Below are 14,972 nucleotides of genomic sequence, written 5' to 3'. Positions count from 1 at the left end.
GTGAATGAGTCCGATGCGCCACCTTCCGCTGCACCGATCCCTCCTTGCCCTGGCCGTTGCCACTACGTTGCCCGCCTTGGCCCGTGCCGAAGAAGCCCCGACCGCCGATATCTCCAGCGAAACCGCGCGCACCGTGGTCGCCCTGGACCAGGTGGTGGTGACCGCACAGAAGCGCGCCACCAACCTGCAGGAAACGCCCATATCGGTCTCCGTCGTCGACGCAGAAGGCTTGAAGGATCGGAGTGCGATCTCGCTGGGCAGTCTGTCCGACGGATCGATCCCATCGCTGCGTGTCACCCCGTTCGCGACCCGCAGCTCGGCGCTCAACATCGGCATCCGCGGCATTGGCGCATCCGGAGACGCCAATCAACCCGCCCGCGATGCCGGAGTCGGCATCTATGTCGATGGTGTGTTCATGGGGCGTGCGCAGGGCTTGGGCAGCATGCTCTACGACGTGGAGCGCATCGAAGTGCTGAAAGGGCCGCAAGGCACGCTGTTCGGCCGCAATACTGAAGGCGGTGCGGTGAGCATCGTGACAAAGCAGCCAACCGGGGAGTTCGGTGGCAGCGTGAGCGCGGGCGTGTCGAACTTTGGTGGCTACACCACCGCACTGCACCTGGATCTGCCGAGGGTGGCGGATCTCAGCTTCAAGGTCGATGCCGTGCAGGCAAAGCGTGACGGCACCACGGACAATCCGATGCGCGGCGAGCGCGATTTCAACGCCTATGACAAGCGCGGCGCGCGACTCAGCGCGCTCTGGCAGCCCAGCGATGATTTCTCGCTGCTGTACGCCTTCGACAGATCCTACGATGCAACCACGCCTTACCACACGCAGGTGCTGGTCCCGGGTGCCTTCCTCAGCCCGCTGCAGCAGGCCGGTGCCAGCCAGGACCGGCGCGACAGTGCGATCCTGGGAGGACCGCAGGAGGACAATATCGGCCGCACCAGCGGACACCTGCTGAACCTGTCCTGGACCCTCAGCGACCAGCTTGAGCTCAAGTCCATCAGTTCCTATCGCGAACTGACCCAAGGCCAGTTCGACATGGGCCTGGTCGATGCGATCTCGGCCTATGGAGGGGCCGGTACGCCATTCGGACGCTACAGCCTTGCCCAGGTCTACCAGCACCAGTACAGCCAGGAGCTCCAGCTGATCGGCAATACCGACCAGCTGCAGTTCCTGGGCGGTGCATTCTTCTACCACGAGACTGCCGGCGACAATGCGCAGACTCCGAACATGCTGGTGTGGGGGCCGGGTGGCAACAGCTACACCGTCAACCCGGCAACCAATCCGCTGGATCTCTCGAAAGTACGCGTGGACCGTGCCAGCAAGGCATGGACCGACAGCCTGGGGGTATTCGGGCAAGCGACGTGGACGCCGGAGTCGATGGATCGGCTGCACCTGACCGCGGGTGCCCGTTACACACGCGATGACAAGAAGGGCAACCTGTACACCGTCAACGGTGCCGCCACCCAGCTGGCGTTCAACGACCGCTGGAGTCGCTTCGACCCGATGGTCAACATTGCCTATGACCTCGGTGGCCAGGCCATGGTCTACGTGCGTTACAGCACCGGCTTCAAGGCCGGTGGCGCGAATTCCCGCTCGACGAACTACACCGCGTTCGGCCCGGAAGAAGTGACCGCCTACGAGCTGGGTTTCAAGTCGCAGTTCTGGGACGACCGCGCCCGTCTCAACGTCGCGCTCTTCGACGCCACGATTGCTCACAAGCAGATGGATTTCTCGTTGCCGTTCGACCCGAACAGCGGCGAGACGCGTACCACGATGGTCACCACCAACGCACTGGGCGATGGCAGATCACGCGGCGCGGAACTGGAGTTCAACGTGATGCCGGTGGACAACCTCACCCTGGCACTCAACTACGCCTACACGAAGATCGATGCGCAGACCGCGGTCGATCCGTTCGGCGCAGGCGTGCAGGTGACCGTGCAGCCGCTGCTGGCGCCGAAGAACGCCGGCAGCCTGGCCATCGACTATCTGGTGCCATTCGCTAATTTTTCCGCGCTGAAGTTCCACGTTGATGGGAACTGGTCCGACGGCTTCTACACCAGCGAGTACGACCAGATGCTGACCGACCGTTCATTCGTGGTCAATGCCCGCGTTGCACTGGTGGATGTACCCATGAACAGCACTGGCACCACGATGTCGTTCTCATTATGGGCGCGCAATCTGCTCGATGAGCAGCACCTGTTCTACAAGCTCAACAGTCCGGCACTTGGCCAGACCGGCATCTTCAACGACCCGCGCACCTTTGGCCTCGATGTGGCCATCAACTTCTGAAAGCCCTGGAGAACCTCATGAAGACCCGCCCTGCCAGCCTTTTCCTGGCCCTGATGCTCTGCTTGCCGGTGGCCATGACTGCGGTCGCCGCCGATGCCCCGGAGGCCGTGGCTGCAAAGCCGACTGCCACCGCCAACGTGGTGCCTGTCGCCGCCGATGCGTCGCGGGAAATACCGCTGCAGGGAGCATGGAACGTGCGTACCTTCGCCGGTCTGCAGGGCCGCCATGGGCCGATTCCCGCCGAGGCATTCGTGCGCACCGCCGACCTCGGCCGCCTGACCGACGCAGACCGCGACGCGCTGGCCGCGGCCGGGGTGAAGCTGGACATCGACCTGCGTACCGCAGACGAGGAACGGCAGTCGCCGGACCTGCTGGCCCGCGATGAGCGCTTCGACTACCAGCGCATCTCGCTGATGGGCACCGAGCAGATGGACCTGCAGAAGATGATGGCCAGCTTCCCCGATACGTTGGGCGATGCGTACGTACAGTGGCTGGGCCAAAGCCAGCCACAGTTCAAGCAGGTGTTCCAGCGCATCGCCGCACAGCAGGACGGCACCGTGCTGTTCCACTGCACGGCCGGCAAGGATCGCACCGGCATCATCGCGGGCCTGCTGCTGGATCTGGCCGGCGTGCCCGAAGCGGACATCGTGCACAACTATGCGATCTCAGCCCACTATCTGCAGGGGCAGCCGAAAGACAGCGCCATGAACGCGCAGATCATGGCGCTCATCAGGCAGAATCCGGAGATCGGCCGCAAGATGGCCGGGATGGCCGGGACCGCGCCGGACAACATGGAGCGGTTCCTGGCGGCGCTGCGCAGCCAGTACGGTGGTGCCGAGGGTTATCTGAAGGCGATCGGCGTGAGCGAGCGGGAGATCCGGCAGCTGAAGATCAGGCTGGGCCAGGCAGGCTGAGCGTCGCCATGACGCGTGCGCGGGGACGCGTTGGATCGCGTCCCCGATCGTTCCCGGCCGTCAGGGCCTGGGTTTCAGCCGCGCCACGCGTCGCCGGTACTGGTAGACGTTGTCGCCCTCGATGCGGGTGGCCTCGGTGCCGCGCACCTGGCCCACCTTCTGGTCCGAGCCGCTGACGGGCGCGGCCTGCACTTCGGTTTCATGCTCGAAGGCGTGTGATTTGTCGGTATTGCGGTAGTAGCGGTACAGCGCCCAGTACAGCGCGGTCGCGCCGGCCGGACCCGCCGCCAACAGCCAGAGGCCACTGTCGTCGCTCATGCGGTCGCCATCAGAATGAGGATTGCCACTGCTTCGATGATCGTGCCGGCCGTAAGGGCTGCCAGCAGCATCTTCCACTGCTGCACGGGCACGCTTCCCATGGTTTCGCCGGTACGCCCGTTCACCGCGATGTAGTGCAGCATGCCGCCGTTGCGGCCGGGCTGATGATAGGAGTACAGCCAGACCGGCAGGTACATGGATACCCAGCGGGTGCCATGCACGTCCAGCTGTTCCTGCTCCCAGCGGACGCCCCGGTTGTAGCCGCGCACCGACGCTTCCACCTGTGCGCGCGCGATCGACAGCAGCTGGTCCTCCAGCCGCGGGCGCAGCGTTTCGACATCGAGATTGCGCTTCTCGGACGTGAAGCCGGCCAGGTAGGACGCGTTCCATTTCACCGCGTTCTTGGTGTCGAACGGCAGAATGGTGTTGATGATGTTGTTGGTGTTGGCACTGATGTCCAGATTGCCGCGCTCGGCAGAGGATTCCAGCGGCAGATCGTCGACGGTGAAGTTCACCTGGCGCTCGATCTGGTAGACATCGGCATCGTATACGGTGCGCTTGTTCTTCTCGCTGCCCACGGTGTATCGGCGGGTCTGGATCTCGCCCTTGCCCGCCACGGCGGCGCTGACATTGCTGTCCACGATCATGTACGGCAGGTACACGCCGACCACGTTCTCGGGCGTGAACTGATCCTTGAAGGCTTTCAGGGCGAACAGACGGCGCTTGTCGACGAACTGGCGGATGCGGGCAACCGCTTCGTCCTTGCTGATGTGGAACGGCAGTACCGCATCCGGCACCGCGCCATTGGCGATCTGCTCGTTGACGCCGAACACATGCCGGCACCAGTGGCAGCGCGCCGTCATCGTGCTCTCGGTGTTGACCGTGACTTCGGCGCCGCAGCCGGTGCATTTGAAGCTCATCAGCGCCGAGGCATCGGCATCGATGTCGCGCGCACCGCTGGCAATGATGGTGCCACGCAGCTGGTCGATGTTCTCGCCCAGACCGAATGCCTCTTCCACCCGGACGCCATGCCATTCGTGACGGCAGTACAGGCAGACCAGGATGTCTGTGCCGAGCTTGGGCCGGATATCGGTGGCGCCGCATTTCGGGCACCGGTTCAGGCCGTCCTTCAACTCGGTGGCGGAGGTGTCGATGGCCAGCGGGTCCGGAGCGTCCACTTCGTCGCGGATCGCCTGCGGCAGCTGCGAGGTGTCCAGCGGGAAGCTGCCGGGTGGGGGAGGGACGTCCCGCGGAGAGCCCGGACCGTCCAACGCCGCCCCCGGCAACGGCGGCGGTGTCACAGGGCCGGAAGCGGGCAGCGGAGGCGGTCCGTTGCGTGGATCTGACATGTGCGGTTCGCGTCCTGCGGGTTACAGGCCCAGCGCCTTTGCCTTCAACGCATCATAGTCATCCTGGGTGATCAGGCCCAGGTCCAGCATCTCCTTGGCCTTTTTCAGCTTGGCCACCGGGTCATCCGCAGCCGGGGTGGCCGGCTGCTGCATGCCGCCGACACCGAACATGCCCGATGCCATGCCGACCCCCACCAGGCCTGCCGCGCCGCCGTTCTCGCCGGCGGACTGGATGCCCTGGGCGACACTGGCCTGCAGGTTGGAGTTGCCGCGCGATCCGGCCAGCGCGTCGGCGCGCTGCACGGTCTTGAGCAGTTCACGGGTAGTGGCGTCGTATTCGATGGAGACGATCGCCGTCTTGACGATGGCCAGGCCGCGATCGCTCTGCCACTGGTAGGCCTGCTCGACGGCGGCCGACAGGCTCTGCGCGAAGCCGATCGAATCCTGCTGCAGCCGGGTGATGCGGTTGCCCTTGCCCGGATCGTTGGTGTACAGGCTGAAGGCCGGCGCCAGCGAGCCCACCACCTCATTGAACAGCTGGGTGGCGGCAGCGTTGTCCAGGTCGGTGAAGTCGAACACCTTGCCCGGTTGCAGGTAGGCTGCGGGTACGAAGTTCTTCACGAACAGGATCGGATCAACGATCTTCAACGTGTACGAACCGCGGGTGACCGCGCCGACCTGGGTGTTGAGGAAACCGTCATCCCAGTAGATCTCCGACTGGGTGCCGAAACGGTTGTCCGGCAGTTCCTTCAGCGAGACGAAGAAGGCGGCCTGCTGGCTTCCCGGCTGGCCACCGAACTTGAAGCGCTCCCAGCTCTGCTTGATGAAGGTGCTGACCAGGCCATCGCCGGCGAAGAGGGACTGCGAGTTCAGGTCGTCCGAGCGCCATTCGTATCCGCCCGGTTCGGCGACGAAGGCGGTGATCGCACCGTCCTGGAACAGCAGCAGGCCGTAGCCCTCGGGCACGACGATCTTCGAGCCGTTGCTGATGATGTTGGACGACCCGTGGGTATTGGAGCCGCGCCCGGCATTGGTGCCCTGCGGGACCGCAGCGAACAGGGCTGCGGTGGCCGGCAGGCCGGTGGGCACGGTGTAGAAGTCCTTCCACTGGTCGGCCAGAACACCACCGACCGCACCCTTCACCGCCTGTACCAGACCCATGGCCAACTCCCTGTTGTTGCGTGGACAGGCACCATGCCTGTCGAGCCCGCCTGAATATAGCAGCGGGCGGGGGCGGGCGTGCCATCCCTTGCTGAATCAGGCGGCGGGCGGTCCTCGCAGCGCCTGCAGCACGGCCGCCATGTCCAGCCCGCCCAGGCCGAGCCGCTGGGCGCGAGCGAAGAGAGCATCGCTGGCCTCGATCAGCGGTGCCGTGATGCCGGCATCGCGCGCCGCCGCAGCCACCAGCTGGCTGTTCTTCAGCACGTCGGTGATCGACGCCTGCACCGCGTAGTCGCCGCGCACCATCTTGTCGAGCTTGATCCGCGAAACGTCACTGGCCATCGGGCCGGCATCGAGCACCTGCGCGAAGCGCTCCAGCGGAATGCCGTGCGCTTCGGCGAAATGCACGGCCTCGGCCAGGCCGGTCACCAGCGTGATCAGGTACAGGTTCACGGCGAGCTTCATGCGCAATGCCGCGGGAACATTGCCGCAGGGAACGCATTGCCTGCCCAGCGGCGCCACCAGCGCGGAGGCCTGTGCGACGTCCTCGTCTTCACCTGCCAGCAGGATGACCAGCTGCGCGGCTTCGGCCTGCACCCGCGAGCCGGATACCGGGGCTTCCACATAGCGCCCGCCGGCTGCGCGCACCTGTTGTGCCAATGCCTGCGAATAGGACGCGGAGCTGGTCCCCATGTTGATCAGCAGGCGACCGGCAGCACGCGCGGCGAATTCGGGGCTGTCGCGTGCCAGCACGCTGTCGATCGCCGCGTCGTTGGCGAGCATGAGGATGATCGTGCCGCAGGCAGCGAACACGTCTTCAACGCCATCGGCCACTTCGACACCGGCGGCGACCGCCTCGGCGTCGTTGCGGCCCGAGCGCGACCATCCCAGTACCTGGCTTCCCGTCCGCGCCAGGTGCGACGCCATCGGCGTTCCCATCACTCCGAGCCCGATGAATCCGACAGGCATGACTGCTTCCACTGGGGACAAGGCGCCCATCATGCCGCAGGGCGCCGGCGACTGGCAGGGATTGACCGCGCGCAGTCGGGGACGCAGGCTGGGCCGGCTCATGGCCGCCCGACACCCATCGCCCCTGTCCGCATCCTCGCACGCCATTGAAGGGGTGGCGTGCGCGGAGGATGCGTGGCCCTGCCTCGTGCATGCGGGGAGGCCATGAACCAGAGCCCGGAACTGCTGCGCCGGTTGCTGCGTGCCCGCGACTGCATGGACCGCGCCAGCCACGAACCGTGGCCGGTCGCCCGTCTGGCCGACGTCAGCGCAGTGTCCGTGGCGCACTTCGCACGCTCCTTCAAGCAGGCGTTTGGCATACCGCCCCATCGCTACCTGCTCAGCCGGCGCATCGAGCGGGCGGTTGCCCTGCTGCGCGAGACCGAACTGCCCATCACCGAGATCGCACTGGCGACCGGCTGGGTCAGCCTGGGCACCTTTGGCCGCATCTTCCGTGACATCACCGGCGCCAGCCCGGGTGCCATCCGCGAACGCGAGCGCGCAGGGGTGGCGGCGCAGGGTCGGGTACCGGAGTGCCACGCCCGCGCGGCGCGACGCCCTGACCTGAAGACCGCAGTTCTGGAGAAGCGGCGACGCGACAGCGCTGCTAACGTCGCCCCTGACTGAGGGAGGTCCCATGACGAACAGCGTGAATGTGGTCGGCCTGTACGTGCGCGACCAGGATGAAGCACTCGACTTCTACGTCGGCAAGCTAGGCTTCGAGGTGCACACCGATGTGCGCAACGGTGACTACCGCTGGCTGACGGTCCGCAGCCCCGGGCAGGACGGCGTCCAGCTTGGCCTGTTCCGGCCCGGCCCACCGGTCCACGACGCCGCCACCACGGCGAGCCTGCAGCAGCTGCTGGCCAAGGGGGCGATGCCGCCCCTGGTGCTCGCGGTGGACGATTGCCGGGCCACCTACGAAGCTTGGCGACAGCGCGGGGTCGAGTTCACCCAGGAACCGGTCGAGCGCTACGGCGCGGTCGATGCCGGATTCCGTGATCCTTCCGGCAATGGCTGGAAGATGATCGAGGCCCGGTCCGATGCGAGGCGGCGGCCATGAGCCGCGGGCGCGGGGCCGGCCCCACGCTGCATCCGGTTGACCGGATCACGCCACGGCGCCGGCCGCGTGGGCGGCCAGCAGGGCCGGCAGCTCGTCCATGCGCTGGAACACCCGATGGACACCTGCGGCGCGCAGTGCCTCCGGGGTGCTGTGGTGCGGCCCGCCCTCGCTGAAGCCGAACACGGTGGCACCCGCGGCCACGCCGGCCGCAGCGCCGGTCACGGTGTCCTCGATCACCGCACAGCGTTGCGGCTCGACGCCCAGCGAAGCGGCAGCGGCCAGGTAGACATCCGGATGTGGCTTGCTGCGCGGCATGTCCTGGCCGCTGAAGACATGGCCCTCGAAGGCGTCGAACATCCCGACCTTGCGCAGTTGCAGTTCCACCTTGTGCAGGTCCGCGCCGGACGCGCAGGCGATCCGACCGCCGGTGGCGGCGTGGATGGCCCGCACGGCTTCAGGGGCACCTTCGATGGCGGTCAGGTCCCGCTCCAGGGCACGATTGCGCTGCTGGCGGAACTCCTCCAGCCATTCGGCGGTGAAGGGTTTTCCCGTGCGCTCCTCGATCAGGCCGGCCAATCCGGCAACGGACTTGCCGAGAAAGACCTCGCCTGCCTGGGCGGGGGTCAGCAGCCAGCCGCGCGCACTCAGCATCTCGGAGAGCACGCGGGCCACCAGCGGCTCGGAATCCACCAGTACGCCATCGCAGTCGAACAGCACCGCATCGAAGGGGTAGGGGGACATCGACAACTCCTGCCAGTGAAAAGCCCATCATTATCGCCGGTTCGCGCAGCGCCGGGTTGCCGGGCTGCGCATGGGATGCCGAGGGCGCGCCGACTACAGGCCCGGCTCCCGTCCCATGCGATGCGCCAACGCGAAGATCGCATCGGCCCCGGCCTGGGCAGCGTCCCTGTCTTCCGGCTGCAGGTCGCTGGTGAACAGGTCCTCGACCGACTCCGGCCCGCACATGCCCGACTGGCCGCACAAGCGGTTGAGCAGCGGAGAGTCGATTCCGCAGGGGATGCCGAGCCGGCATCCTGCGAGCATCCAGGCCGCTGTGGCGACCTCGCTGCCGGCGGGAACGCCCTGCAGCTGCTCGCGCCTGCCGGCTGCCGTTGAACCCATCAGGTTGGAAAGAGCCACGTACGCCTCGCCATCCTCCTGCAGGAGGACGGCTTCAATCAGCGTCCTGTGATCGGCCAGGGACAGATCAGAACGTGCAAGCGGGATCTGCTCTTCTATCTGGGCCACCAGACTGCCCTGCCGGGCGGCCAGGCTTCGGTAGTGCCGGACGTTCCTGATGCTCTCGAGAATGCGCAGCGACACCCCGGCACAGCGCCTCTGCAACCAGGCATGGCTGCGTATCAGGGCCGCACGGCGCGCAGTCGGGATGTCGATCGTCGCGAGTGCCGTAGGGTCGAGGGACATCATGCACTCGTCGTAGATCCGGCTCAGGGCCAGGCTGGCGTCGGCGTCGCCGCTTCGCGAGCGCTGCTCCAGGTCGGCGATGAGCAGATCCAGGCGGGCCGCCTCGCGGTAGCGCGCCATGGGTGAAAGCACGGCCTTGGCCTGTCTGGTACCCGCGGCGGCTGCCGACGCCGGCGCACCGTGCAGCGCAGCCTCGGCTCCGGTAGTGGCCGTGGGGGATTGCGTGCTGTCCGCAGACCGCCGCGAGGCGACGACAAGCGTCATCGCCAGGAGGACCAGCAGGGCGGCCACGCACGCGGCCATCCGGGACGGGAACTTCACCATCGACCTCTTCTTGGCAACCGGATCCACCAGCACGGGGAGGGAGCTGTCTGTATGCCTGCATCGGCACGCTCAAGCCTAGCACGCCGCATTCATGTTCAGGCCTGGCGACAGGGGCGTTCCCGCCATGTTGCGTCGCAAGGTGTCTCCCACCATTCGCACTGGTACGGTCCGGCTCGTCGCACTGCAGCGACGGGGAGAAACGACGATGCGCAAGATGCTGCTGCTGTTGATCCTGTTGACCGGTCTGTCACCTGCCGCCTGGGCGGTGACCGTCACCACCACCCATCAGACGATACCCAGCTGGGACGGAACACCGCTCGGGGTATTCGTCATCCAGCCGCAGGGGCAGGGCGAGGGACGCCTTCCGCTGCTGGTCATGCCCAGCAGTTGGGCCGTTCCCAGCGTGGAATATGTCGGCGTCGCGCAGGCGCTCGCCCAGCGTGGCTATATCGTGCTCAGCTACAGTTCGCGCGGGTTCTGGGAGTCGGGTGGGGCGATCGACATCGCCGGACCCGCCACCGTGGAGGATGTCAGCGCGCTGATCGACTGGGCGCTGGACAACACCCGGGCCGATCCTGCCCGCATCGGTGTCTCCGGCATCTCCTACGGCGCCGGCACCAGCCTGCTGGCGGCGGCGCGTGATCCGCGCATCAAGGCAGTGGCCGCACTGAGCGGCTGGGCCGACCTGCAGGCGGCGCTGTACAGCAATGACACCCCCAGCGCGCAGGGCATTGCCCTGCTGGTGGCCGCCGGCCTGGCCACCGGCCGTCCCGGTGAGGAGCTGGCCACGATCAACCGCAGGGTGGTGACCGGCAACTTCCAGGGCGCGGTGGAATCGTTGCTGCCGGTTGCGGCACTGCGCAGCCCGTCCGCCAGCGTGGCGGAGATCAACGCCAACCGCCCCGCCATCTTCCTGGCCAATGCCTTCAACGACAGCCTGTTCCCGCCCGGCCAGCTGGTGGACTTCTTCAATGCGTTGACTGGCCCCAAGCAGCTGCAGCTGCGTCATGGCGATCATGCCCTCAACGAGGCGCTGGGTGCGCTGGGGGTGCCGAATGAGGTCTACGCCTCGGTGGGGGACTGGTTCGATCACTACCTCAAGGGCGTGGCGAACGGCATCGATCGTGCCCCGGCCGTGCAGCTGAAGTCGCAGAAGGGCAGCTGGAACACCTATGCAGACTGGCAGGCGACCCGTGCCGGGGCGACCCAGTACGCGCTGACCGCGCCGGGCGGATTGCTGCTTCCCACGGGCGGCCTGGTCGAGAACGGGCGCAGCAGCGGCTGGAGCTACCGCATCGGCAGTGGCCTGCCGACCGCTGCCAACTCCGGTGTCGCGATGGTGTCCGGCTCCCTGCAGATGGTCAACGTTGCGCCTGGCGCCTACGTGCCCTTCATCGGCCGCAATGCCGCCGGCGTCTGGCAGAGCCCGGTCTACTGGAGCGCCCGTCGCCTGGACGGCATGCCGGAAGTGCGCGTCACCGTCACCCCCAGCCGGGCCGACACCACGCTCTATGCGTATCTGTTCGTCGAGGACGTCCTCGGCAACGGGCAGCTGATCAGCCACAAGCCGTACACCCTGCGCAGCGCGACCCCAGGGCAGGCCAGCACGCTCGATCTGCGTCTTGAAGCGAGCAGCTGGAACATCCCGGCCGGAAGCCGGCTGACCCTGGTGATCGACACCGTGGACCTGCGCTATGCCGGCGTCAGCCAGCTGGGCGGAACGGTCACCTTCAGTTCCCCGGCCAACGCACCTTCAGTCCTGCGGGTGCCCTTGCACTGAGGCGATGCCGCGTTCCTCGACGGGGACGCGGCCGCGTGCGGCGGAGGAAGCGCACGGCGCCGCTGCCAGCGGCGCCTGCTGCATCCGCGTGCCATGCGCCGCATACCATCGCAGGTCTTCGATGAGGCGGGCGATGTCACTGGCCGACGCCGGGTCTGCCGTGCGTTGGCGCAGTGCCGGCATCAGGGCCCGCGCGATGGCTTCGATGCCACGCTCGCCAGCGATGGCCGCGCTGCCGCAGATGCGGTGGGCCATGTCGCTGGCCTTGCCCCAGACGCCCGCCTCGACCGCGACCTGGAGAGCCTGCAGGTCGCTGTCATACGATTCCCAGAAGATCTCCAGCATTCCGCGTGCGATCTCGTCCCCCGGTCCGCGGCCCAGCCAGGCCCTGAGCTGGAAGGTGGAGAGAGGTTTGGTCACGACGTGATCGAACCCCGCCTCGGCGCACTCCTTCGCATGTTCAACGCCCTCCATCGCTGAGATCGCCAGGATGCTGGCACGTCCTTGCCGCCGCGAGTGCTCAATCGCGCGGATCCGCCGGCACAGTGCGTAGCCATCCATGTCGGGCAGGTTGCAGTCCAGCAGGATCGAGCCGAACTGAGGAGCCGTCCGGATTACGCGCAGGGCATGCGCAGCATCCGTCGCCAAGGTCACCGACAGCCCCATCGCCTCGATCTGCGCCTTGAACATCCGTGCACTGTAGATATGATCCTCCACGATCAGTACCGATGGATTCCCGGGCGTGGCGGTCGCCTGCTGTTGCAGTGCGAGCGTGGGAGCGGAAGCTTCGCAGGCTCGCGCGTGACGTGCGGGAAGCACGACGTGGAAGCGACTGCCTTTTCCGGGGCTGCTCTCCACCTGGATGGAACCCCCCAGCCGCTGCGTGATGCGCGAGCAGATGGACAGGCCCAGGCCAGCACCGCCCAGGGCGCGTCCCTGCTGGCTCTGCCAGTAGTCGGAGAACAAGGCGTCGCGCTCCTCGGCACTCATGCCGATGCCGCTGTCGATGACCTCGATGTTCAGCGTGCAGTGCCCGGACGTGCCGGCCTCCACCCACAGGCGCACACGTACGTCACCGTTGCGTGTGAACTTGATCGCGTTGGACAACAGGTTGACAACCACCTGCCGCACCACGATGGGATCGATCCACAGATCGCCCGGCTCGCCACCGGGCAGTTCCACATGGCAGGTTACGTTGCGTTCGCGCGCCTGCGGGCGGAACGCGCGCACCGACTCCTCGATCAGGGGGCGCAGCGCGACCCGCGTTGGCTCCGCTGCGCGGCTGCCTCCTTCAAATCGCGAGTACTCCAAAGCGTTGTTCAGCAGAAGACTGAGGCTGGAGGCACTGGCCAGGGCTGCATCGAGCGCCTCTTCCTGCTCCAGAAGCACGGGTCCCTTGCCGAGCAGGTCGGTTGCCGAAAGCAGCGCATTGGCCGAATTGCGGATTTCATGGCTGACCACGGCCAGCATCCTTGCCTTCTCCTGCGCGGCGCATTTGGCCAGATCCCGTGATCGCTTCATCTGGTAGGCCGCGAACGCCAGCGCCAGCAGGATGAGCGCGGCGGAAATCGCTTCCGTCCGGTAGTACCGCAGGATTGCGCCGACCGAGGGCGGCGTGCGGTACACCGTCTCCAGCCAGCCATCGATCACATCCCGGTGATGGGCGACCGAAAGCGCGCGGAGTCCGCTGTCGATGGTGTCCAGCAGCGCCTTGTCCTCGCGCCTGACCACCGCACGCACCACGATCGGCAGCTCCGCGACCGCACCGGACGCGACCAGGGTATGCTGGAAGTATCGGCGGATCACCGGGTTGTACAGCGCATCGGTTCCCAGCGCCGCATCCGCCGTTCCCGACTCGACCGCACCGAGGATCTGCGGCACTCCCGTGAACTCCAGCACCTTGATATCCGGATGATGGCGCCGGATCCAGTCGACGTACTGGCTGCCCTCGCGTACGGCGACCACGTGGCCGGCCAGCGCGCCAAGCGTAGCGAAACCGGGCCCCGCCGCGCGCGAGAACAGCAGTGTCCTGCCCTCGAAGTAGGGTGGCGACACCAGGAAGCGGTCATCCTGCGGAAGATCCAGGTCCATGACCGAAGGCACCAGATCCACCTTGCCCGACTGAAGCTGACGGTAGGCCTCCGTGGGCGATCCGGTGGGTACGAACTGGAAGCGGACGCCCGCGAGCCCGGCGATGTGCATCATGTAGCGATAGGCGGAAGCACCTTTCCCGGTGGCGAAGCCAACCGCACGCCCTCCGTCCAACTGCGGATCGGCGGCCACACGGATGATGCGCGCCTGCGTGACGTCGTGGTTGCGGGAGGAGTGATGGACTCCCGTGGCAAGCGCGCAGAGCAGAAGCGCGGCTGCAGCCAGCAGCCCGGCCATTCCTGTTGATCGTTTCATCGGCCTTCCAGAGGCGGGCAAAGCACGTGAGCGGATCTCACGGGACGTTGTGCTGAAGAAGCCGTGGCGACGCGGTGCTGTCACCCCGCGGTGCTCCTCCATTTCGGTGCTGGAAGGCTAGCAAAGAGTGCCCGATGCGTCTTTGCAACTAATTGTATTGGAGAACCTGAACGAGCCGTACATCATTCCTGCCCCGGCCCGCTGCCGCCTTCCCACTACACGAGGTGCCAACGCGACCCTGGGCGCGCCCGTCGGCAGACGCGCTCATTCCAGTCCCAACTCCGATGCGAACCTGAAAAGTTCGGCATTGCTGCTCACGCCGAGCTTGCGCATTGCCGCACGCTTCTGGGTGCTGACCGTCTGCTTGGTGACCGCCAGCTCAAGCGCAATCTCATTCACGCCCTTGCCCGCCAGGAGCAGATGTACCACCTGTGCTTCGCGAGGCGAGAGCAGTTCGCCGGCGGAATCGAATCCGTTCACATCGCGGCTGGCCAGGATGGCGGGTGAGAAATACCGGCGTCCCTGGGATGCGGCCAGCAACGCTCTGGCGACATGCCGCAGGTCATCCGACTTGCTGACCACCGCGGCCACCCCGCGCGTGAGCAGAACCTGGATGATCGGCCACTGGTCCAGCGCGGTGAGAACCACGATGCGCAGTGCCGGGTACCTGCTGCACAACGTATCCACCAACGCCAGGCCATCGCAGCCGTCGCCAGCGGGCATGGAGTAGTCGACGACGGCAACATCGGCAGGCTGGACAGCGAGGATGTCCAGCAGTTCGACGCCGTTTGCAACGCTGGCCAGGCATTGGAATCCTGCCTGCTCATCGACGATCGCCTCAACCGCAAAGCGTGTGATCGGATGATCGTCGGCAATGACAACATCCTCGACTCGGTCTTTCATAGTGTTTTCCTTCGCATTGCGTTTT

At 66.4% G+C, this 14,972-nt stretch carries 13 protein-coding genes; 5 read left to right on the top strand and 8 right to left on the bottom strand.

Annotation, left to right across the window (positions count from 1 at the left end):
* Nucleotides 1-13 precede the first annotated feature (13 nt).
* Nucleotides 14-2,296: a TonB-dependent receptor gene (locus ACX9OW_RS05635; protein ID WP_459062040.1), complete on the top strand. Its 2,283-nt coding sequence runs from the start codon at nucleotides 14-16 to the stop codon at nucleotides 2,294-2,296.
* Between the two features lie 17 nt (nucleotides 2,297-2,313).
* The gene (locus ACX9OW_RS05630) at nucleotides 2,314-3,210 is read left to right on the top strand and encodes a tyrosine-protein phosphatase (RefSeq protein ID WP_193395823.1); all 897 of its coding nucleotides are present in this window, start codon (nucleotides 2,314-2,316) and stop codon (nucleotides 3,208-3,210) included.
* Between the two features lie 60 nt (nucleotides 3,211-3,270).
* Here the strand turns inward: ACX9OW_RS05630 and ACX9OW_RS05625 are convergent, their stop codons facing one another.
* The 4 genes from ACX9OW_RS05625 to ACX9OW_RS05610 form a co-directional block, all read right to left on the bottom strand.
* Nucleotides 3,271-3,528: a hypothetical protein gene (locus tag ACX9OW_RS05625; RefSeq protein WP_053515893.1), complete on the bottom strand. Its 258-nt coding sequence runs from the start codon at nucleotides 3,526-3,528 to the stop codon at nucleotides 3,271-3,273.
* Nucleotides 3,525-4,877, bottom strand: coding sequence for a TFIIB-type zinc ribbon-containing protein (locus tag ACX9OW_RS05620; protein ID WP_459062039.1), 1,353 nt, complete (start codon nucleotides 4,875-4,877; stop codon nucleotides 3,525-3,527). The genes ACX9OW_RS05625 and ACX9OW_RS05620 overlap by 4 nt, the downstream gene beginning before the upstream one ends.
* Nucleotides 4,878-4,898: 21 nt before the next feature.
* Nucleotides 4,899-6,038 (bottom strand): SPFH domain-containing protein, encoded by a 1,140-nt coding sequence (locus ACX9OW_RS05615; RefSeq protein WP_065182307.1) that lies wholly within the window; start codon nucleotides 6,036-6,038, stop codon nucleotides 4,899-4,901.
* A gap of 96 nt (nucleotides 6,039-6,134) precedes the next feature.
* On the bottom strand, nucleotides 6,135-7,007 hold the full coding sequence (locus tag ACX9OW_RS05610) for an NAD(P)-dependent oxidoreductase (protein ID WP_081284411.1): 873 nt from the start codon (nucleotides 7,005-7,007) through the stop codon (nucleotides 6,135-6,137).
* A gap of 204 nt (nucleotides 7,008-7,211) precedes the next feature.
* Here ACX9OW_RS05610 and ACX9OW_RS05605 point away from each other — a divergent pair, with 204 nt between their 5' ends.
* A complete protein-coding gene (locus tag ACX9OW_RS05605) occupies nucleotides 7,212-7,673 on the top strand; it encodes a helix-turn-helix transcriptional regulator (RefSeq protein WP_197600021.1) in 462 nt (153 codons plus the stop codon).
* 10 nt (nucleotides 7,674-7,683) lie between these two features.
* Nucleotides 7,684-8,109 (top strand): VOC family protein, encoded by a 426-nt coding sequence (locus ACX9OW_RS05600; protein ID WP_053515885.1) that lies wholly within the window; start codon nucleotides 7,684-7,686, stop codon nucleotides 8,107-8,109.
* A 45-nt stretch (nucleotides 8,110-8,154) separates the two neighbouring features.
* Here ACX9OW_RS05600 and ACX9OW_RS05595 read toward each other — a convergent pair whose 3' ends face one another.
* Entirely contained in the window at nucleotides 8,155-8,850 is a 696-nt protein-coding gene (locus ACX9OW_RS05595; protein ID WP_459062038.1) for an HAD family hydrolase, read from the bottom strand.
* A 93-nt stretch (nucleotides 8,851-8,943) separates the two neighbouring features.
* Entirely contained in the window at nucleotides 8,944-9,858 is a 915-nt protein-coding gene (locus ACX9OW_RS05590) for a hypothetical protein (RefSeq protein ID WP_459062037.1), read from the bottom strand.
* Between the two features lie 205 nt (nucleotides 9,859-10,063).
* On the opposite strand from ACX9OW_RS05590, the gene ACX9OW_RS05585 reads away from it, so the two are divergent.
* Entirely contained in the window at nucleotides 10,064-11,638 is a 1,575-nt protein-coding gene (locus tag ACX9OW_RS05585; RefSeq protein WP_459062036.1) for a S15 peptidase family protein, read from the top strand.
* Here ACX9OW_RS05585 and ACX9OW_RS05580 read toward each other — a convergent pair.
* Nucleotides 11,612-14,044: an ATP-binding protein gene (locus tag ACX9OW_RS05580; protein WP_459062035.1), complete on the bottom strand. Its 2,433-nt coding sequence runs from the start codon at nucleotides 14,042-14,044 to the stop codon at nucleotides 11,612-11,614. The two genes, ACX9OW_RS05585 and ACX9OW_RS05580, sit on opposite strands and share 27 nt — an antisense overlap.
* Before the next feature lie 264 nt (nucleotides 14,045-14,308).
* The gene (locus tag ACX9OW_RS05575; protein ID WP_459062034.1) at nucleotides 14,309-14,947 is read right to left on the bottom strand and encodes a response regulator; all 639 of its coding nucleotides are present in this window, start codon (nucleotides 14,945-14,947) and stop codon (nucleotides 14,309-14,311) included.
* Between the last annotated feature and the right edge of the window lie 25 nt (nucleotides 14,948-14,972).

This window comes from Stenotrophomonas genospecies 5 (assembly GCF_054473825.1).
Note: the sequence above shows the minus strand (reverse complement) of the source record. Positions and strands in the feature narration are given on the sequence as shown.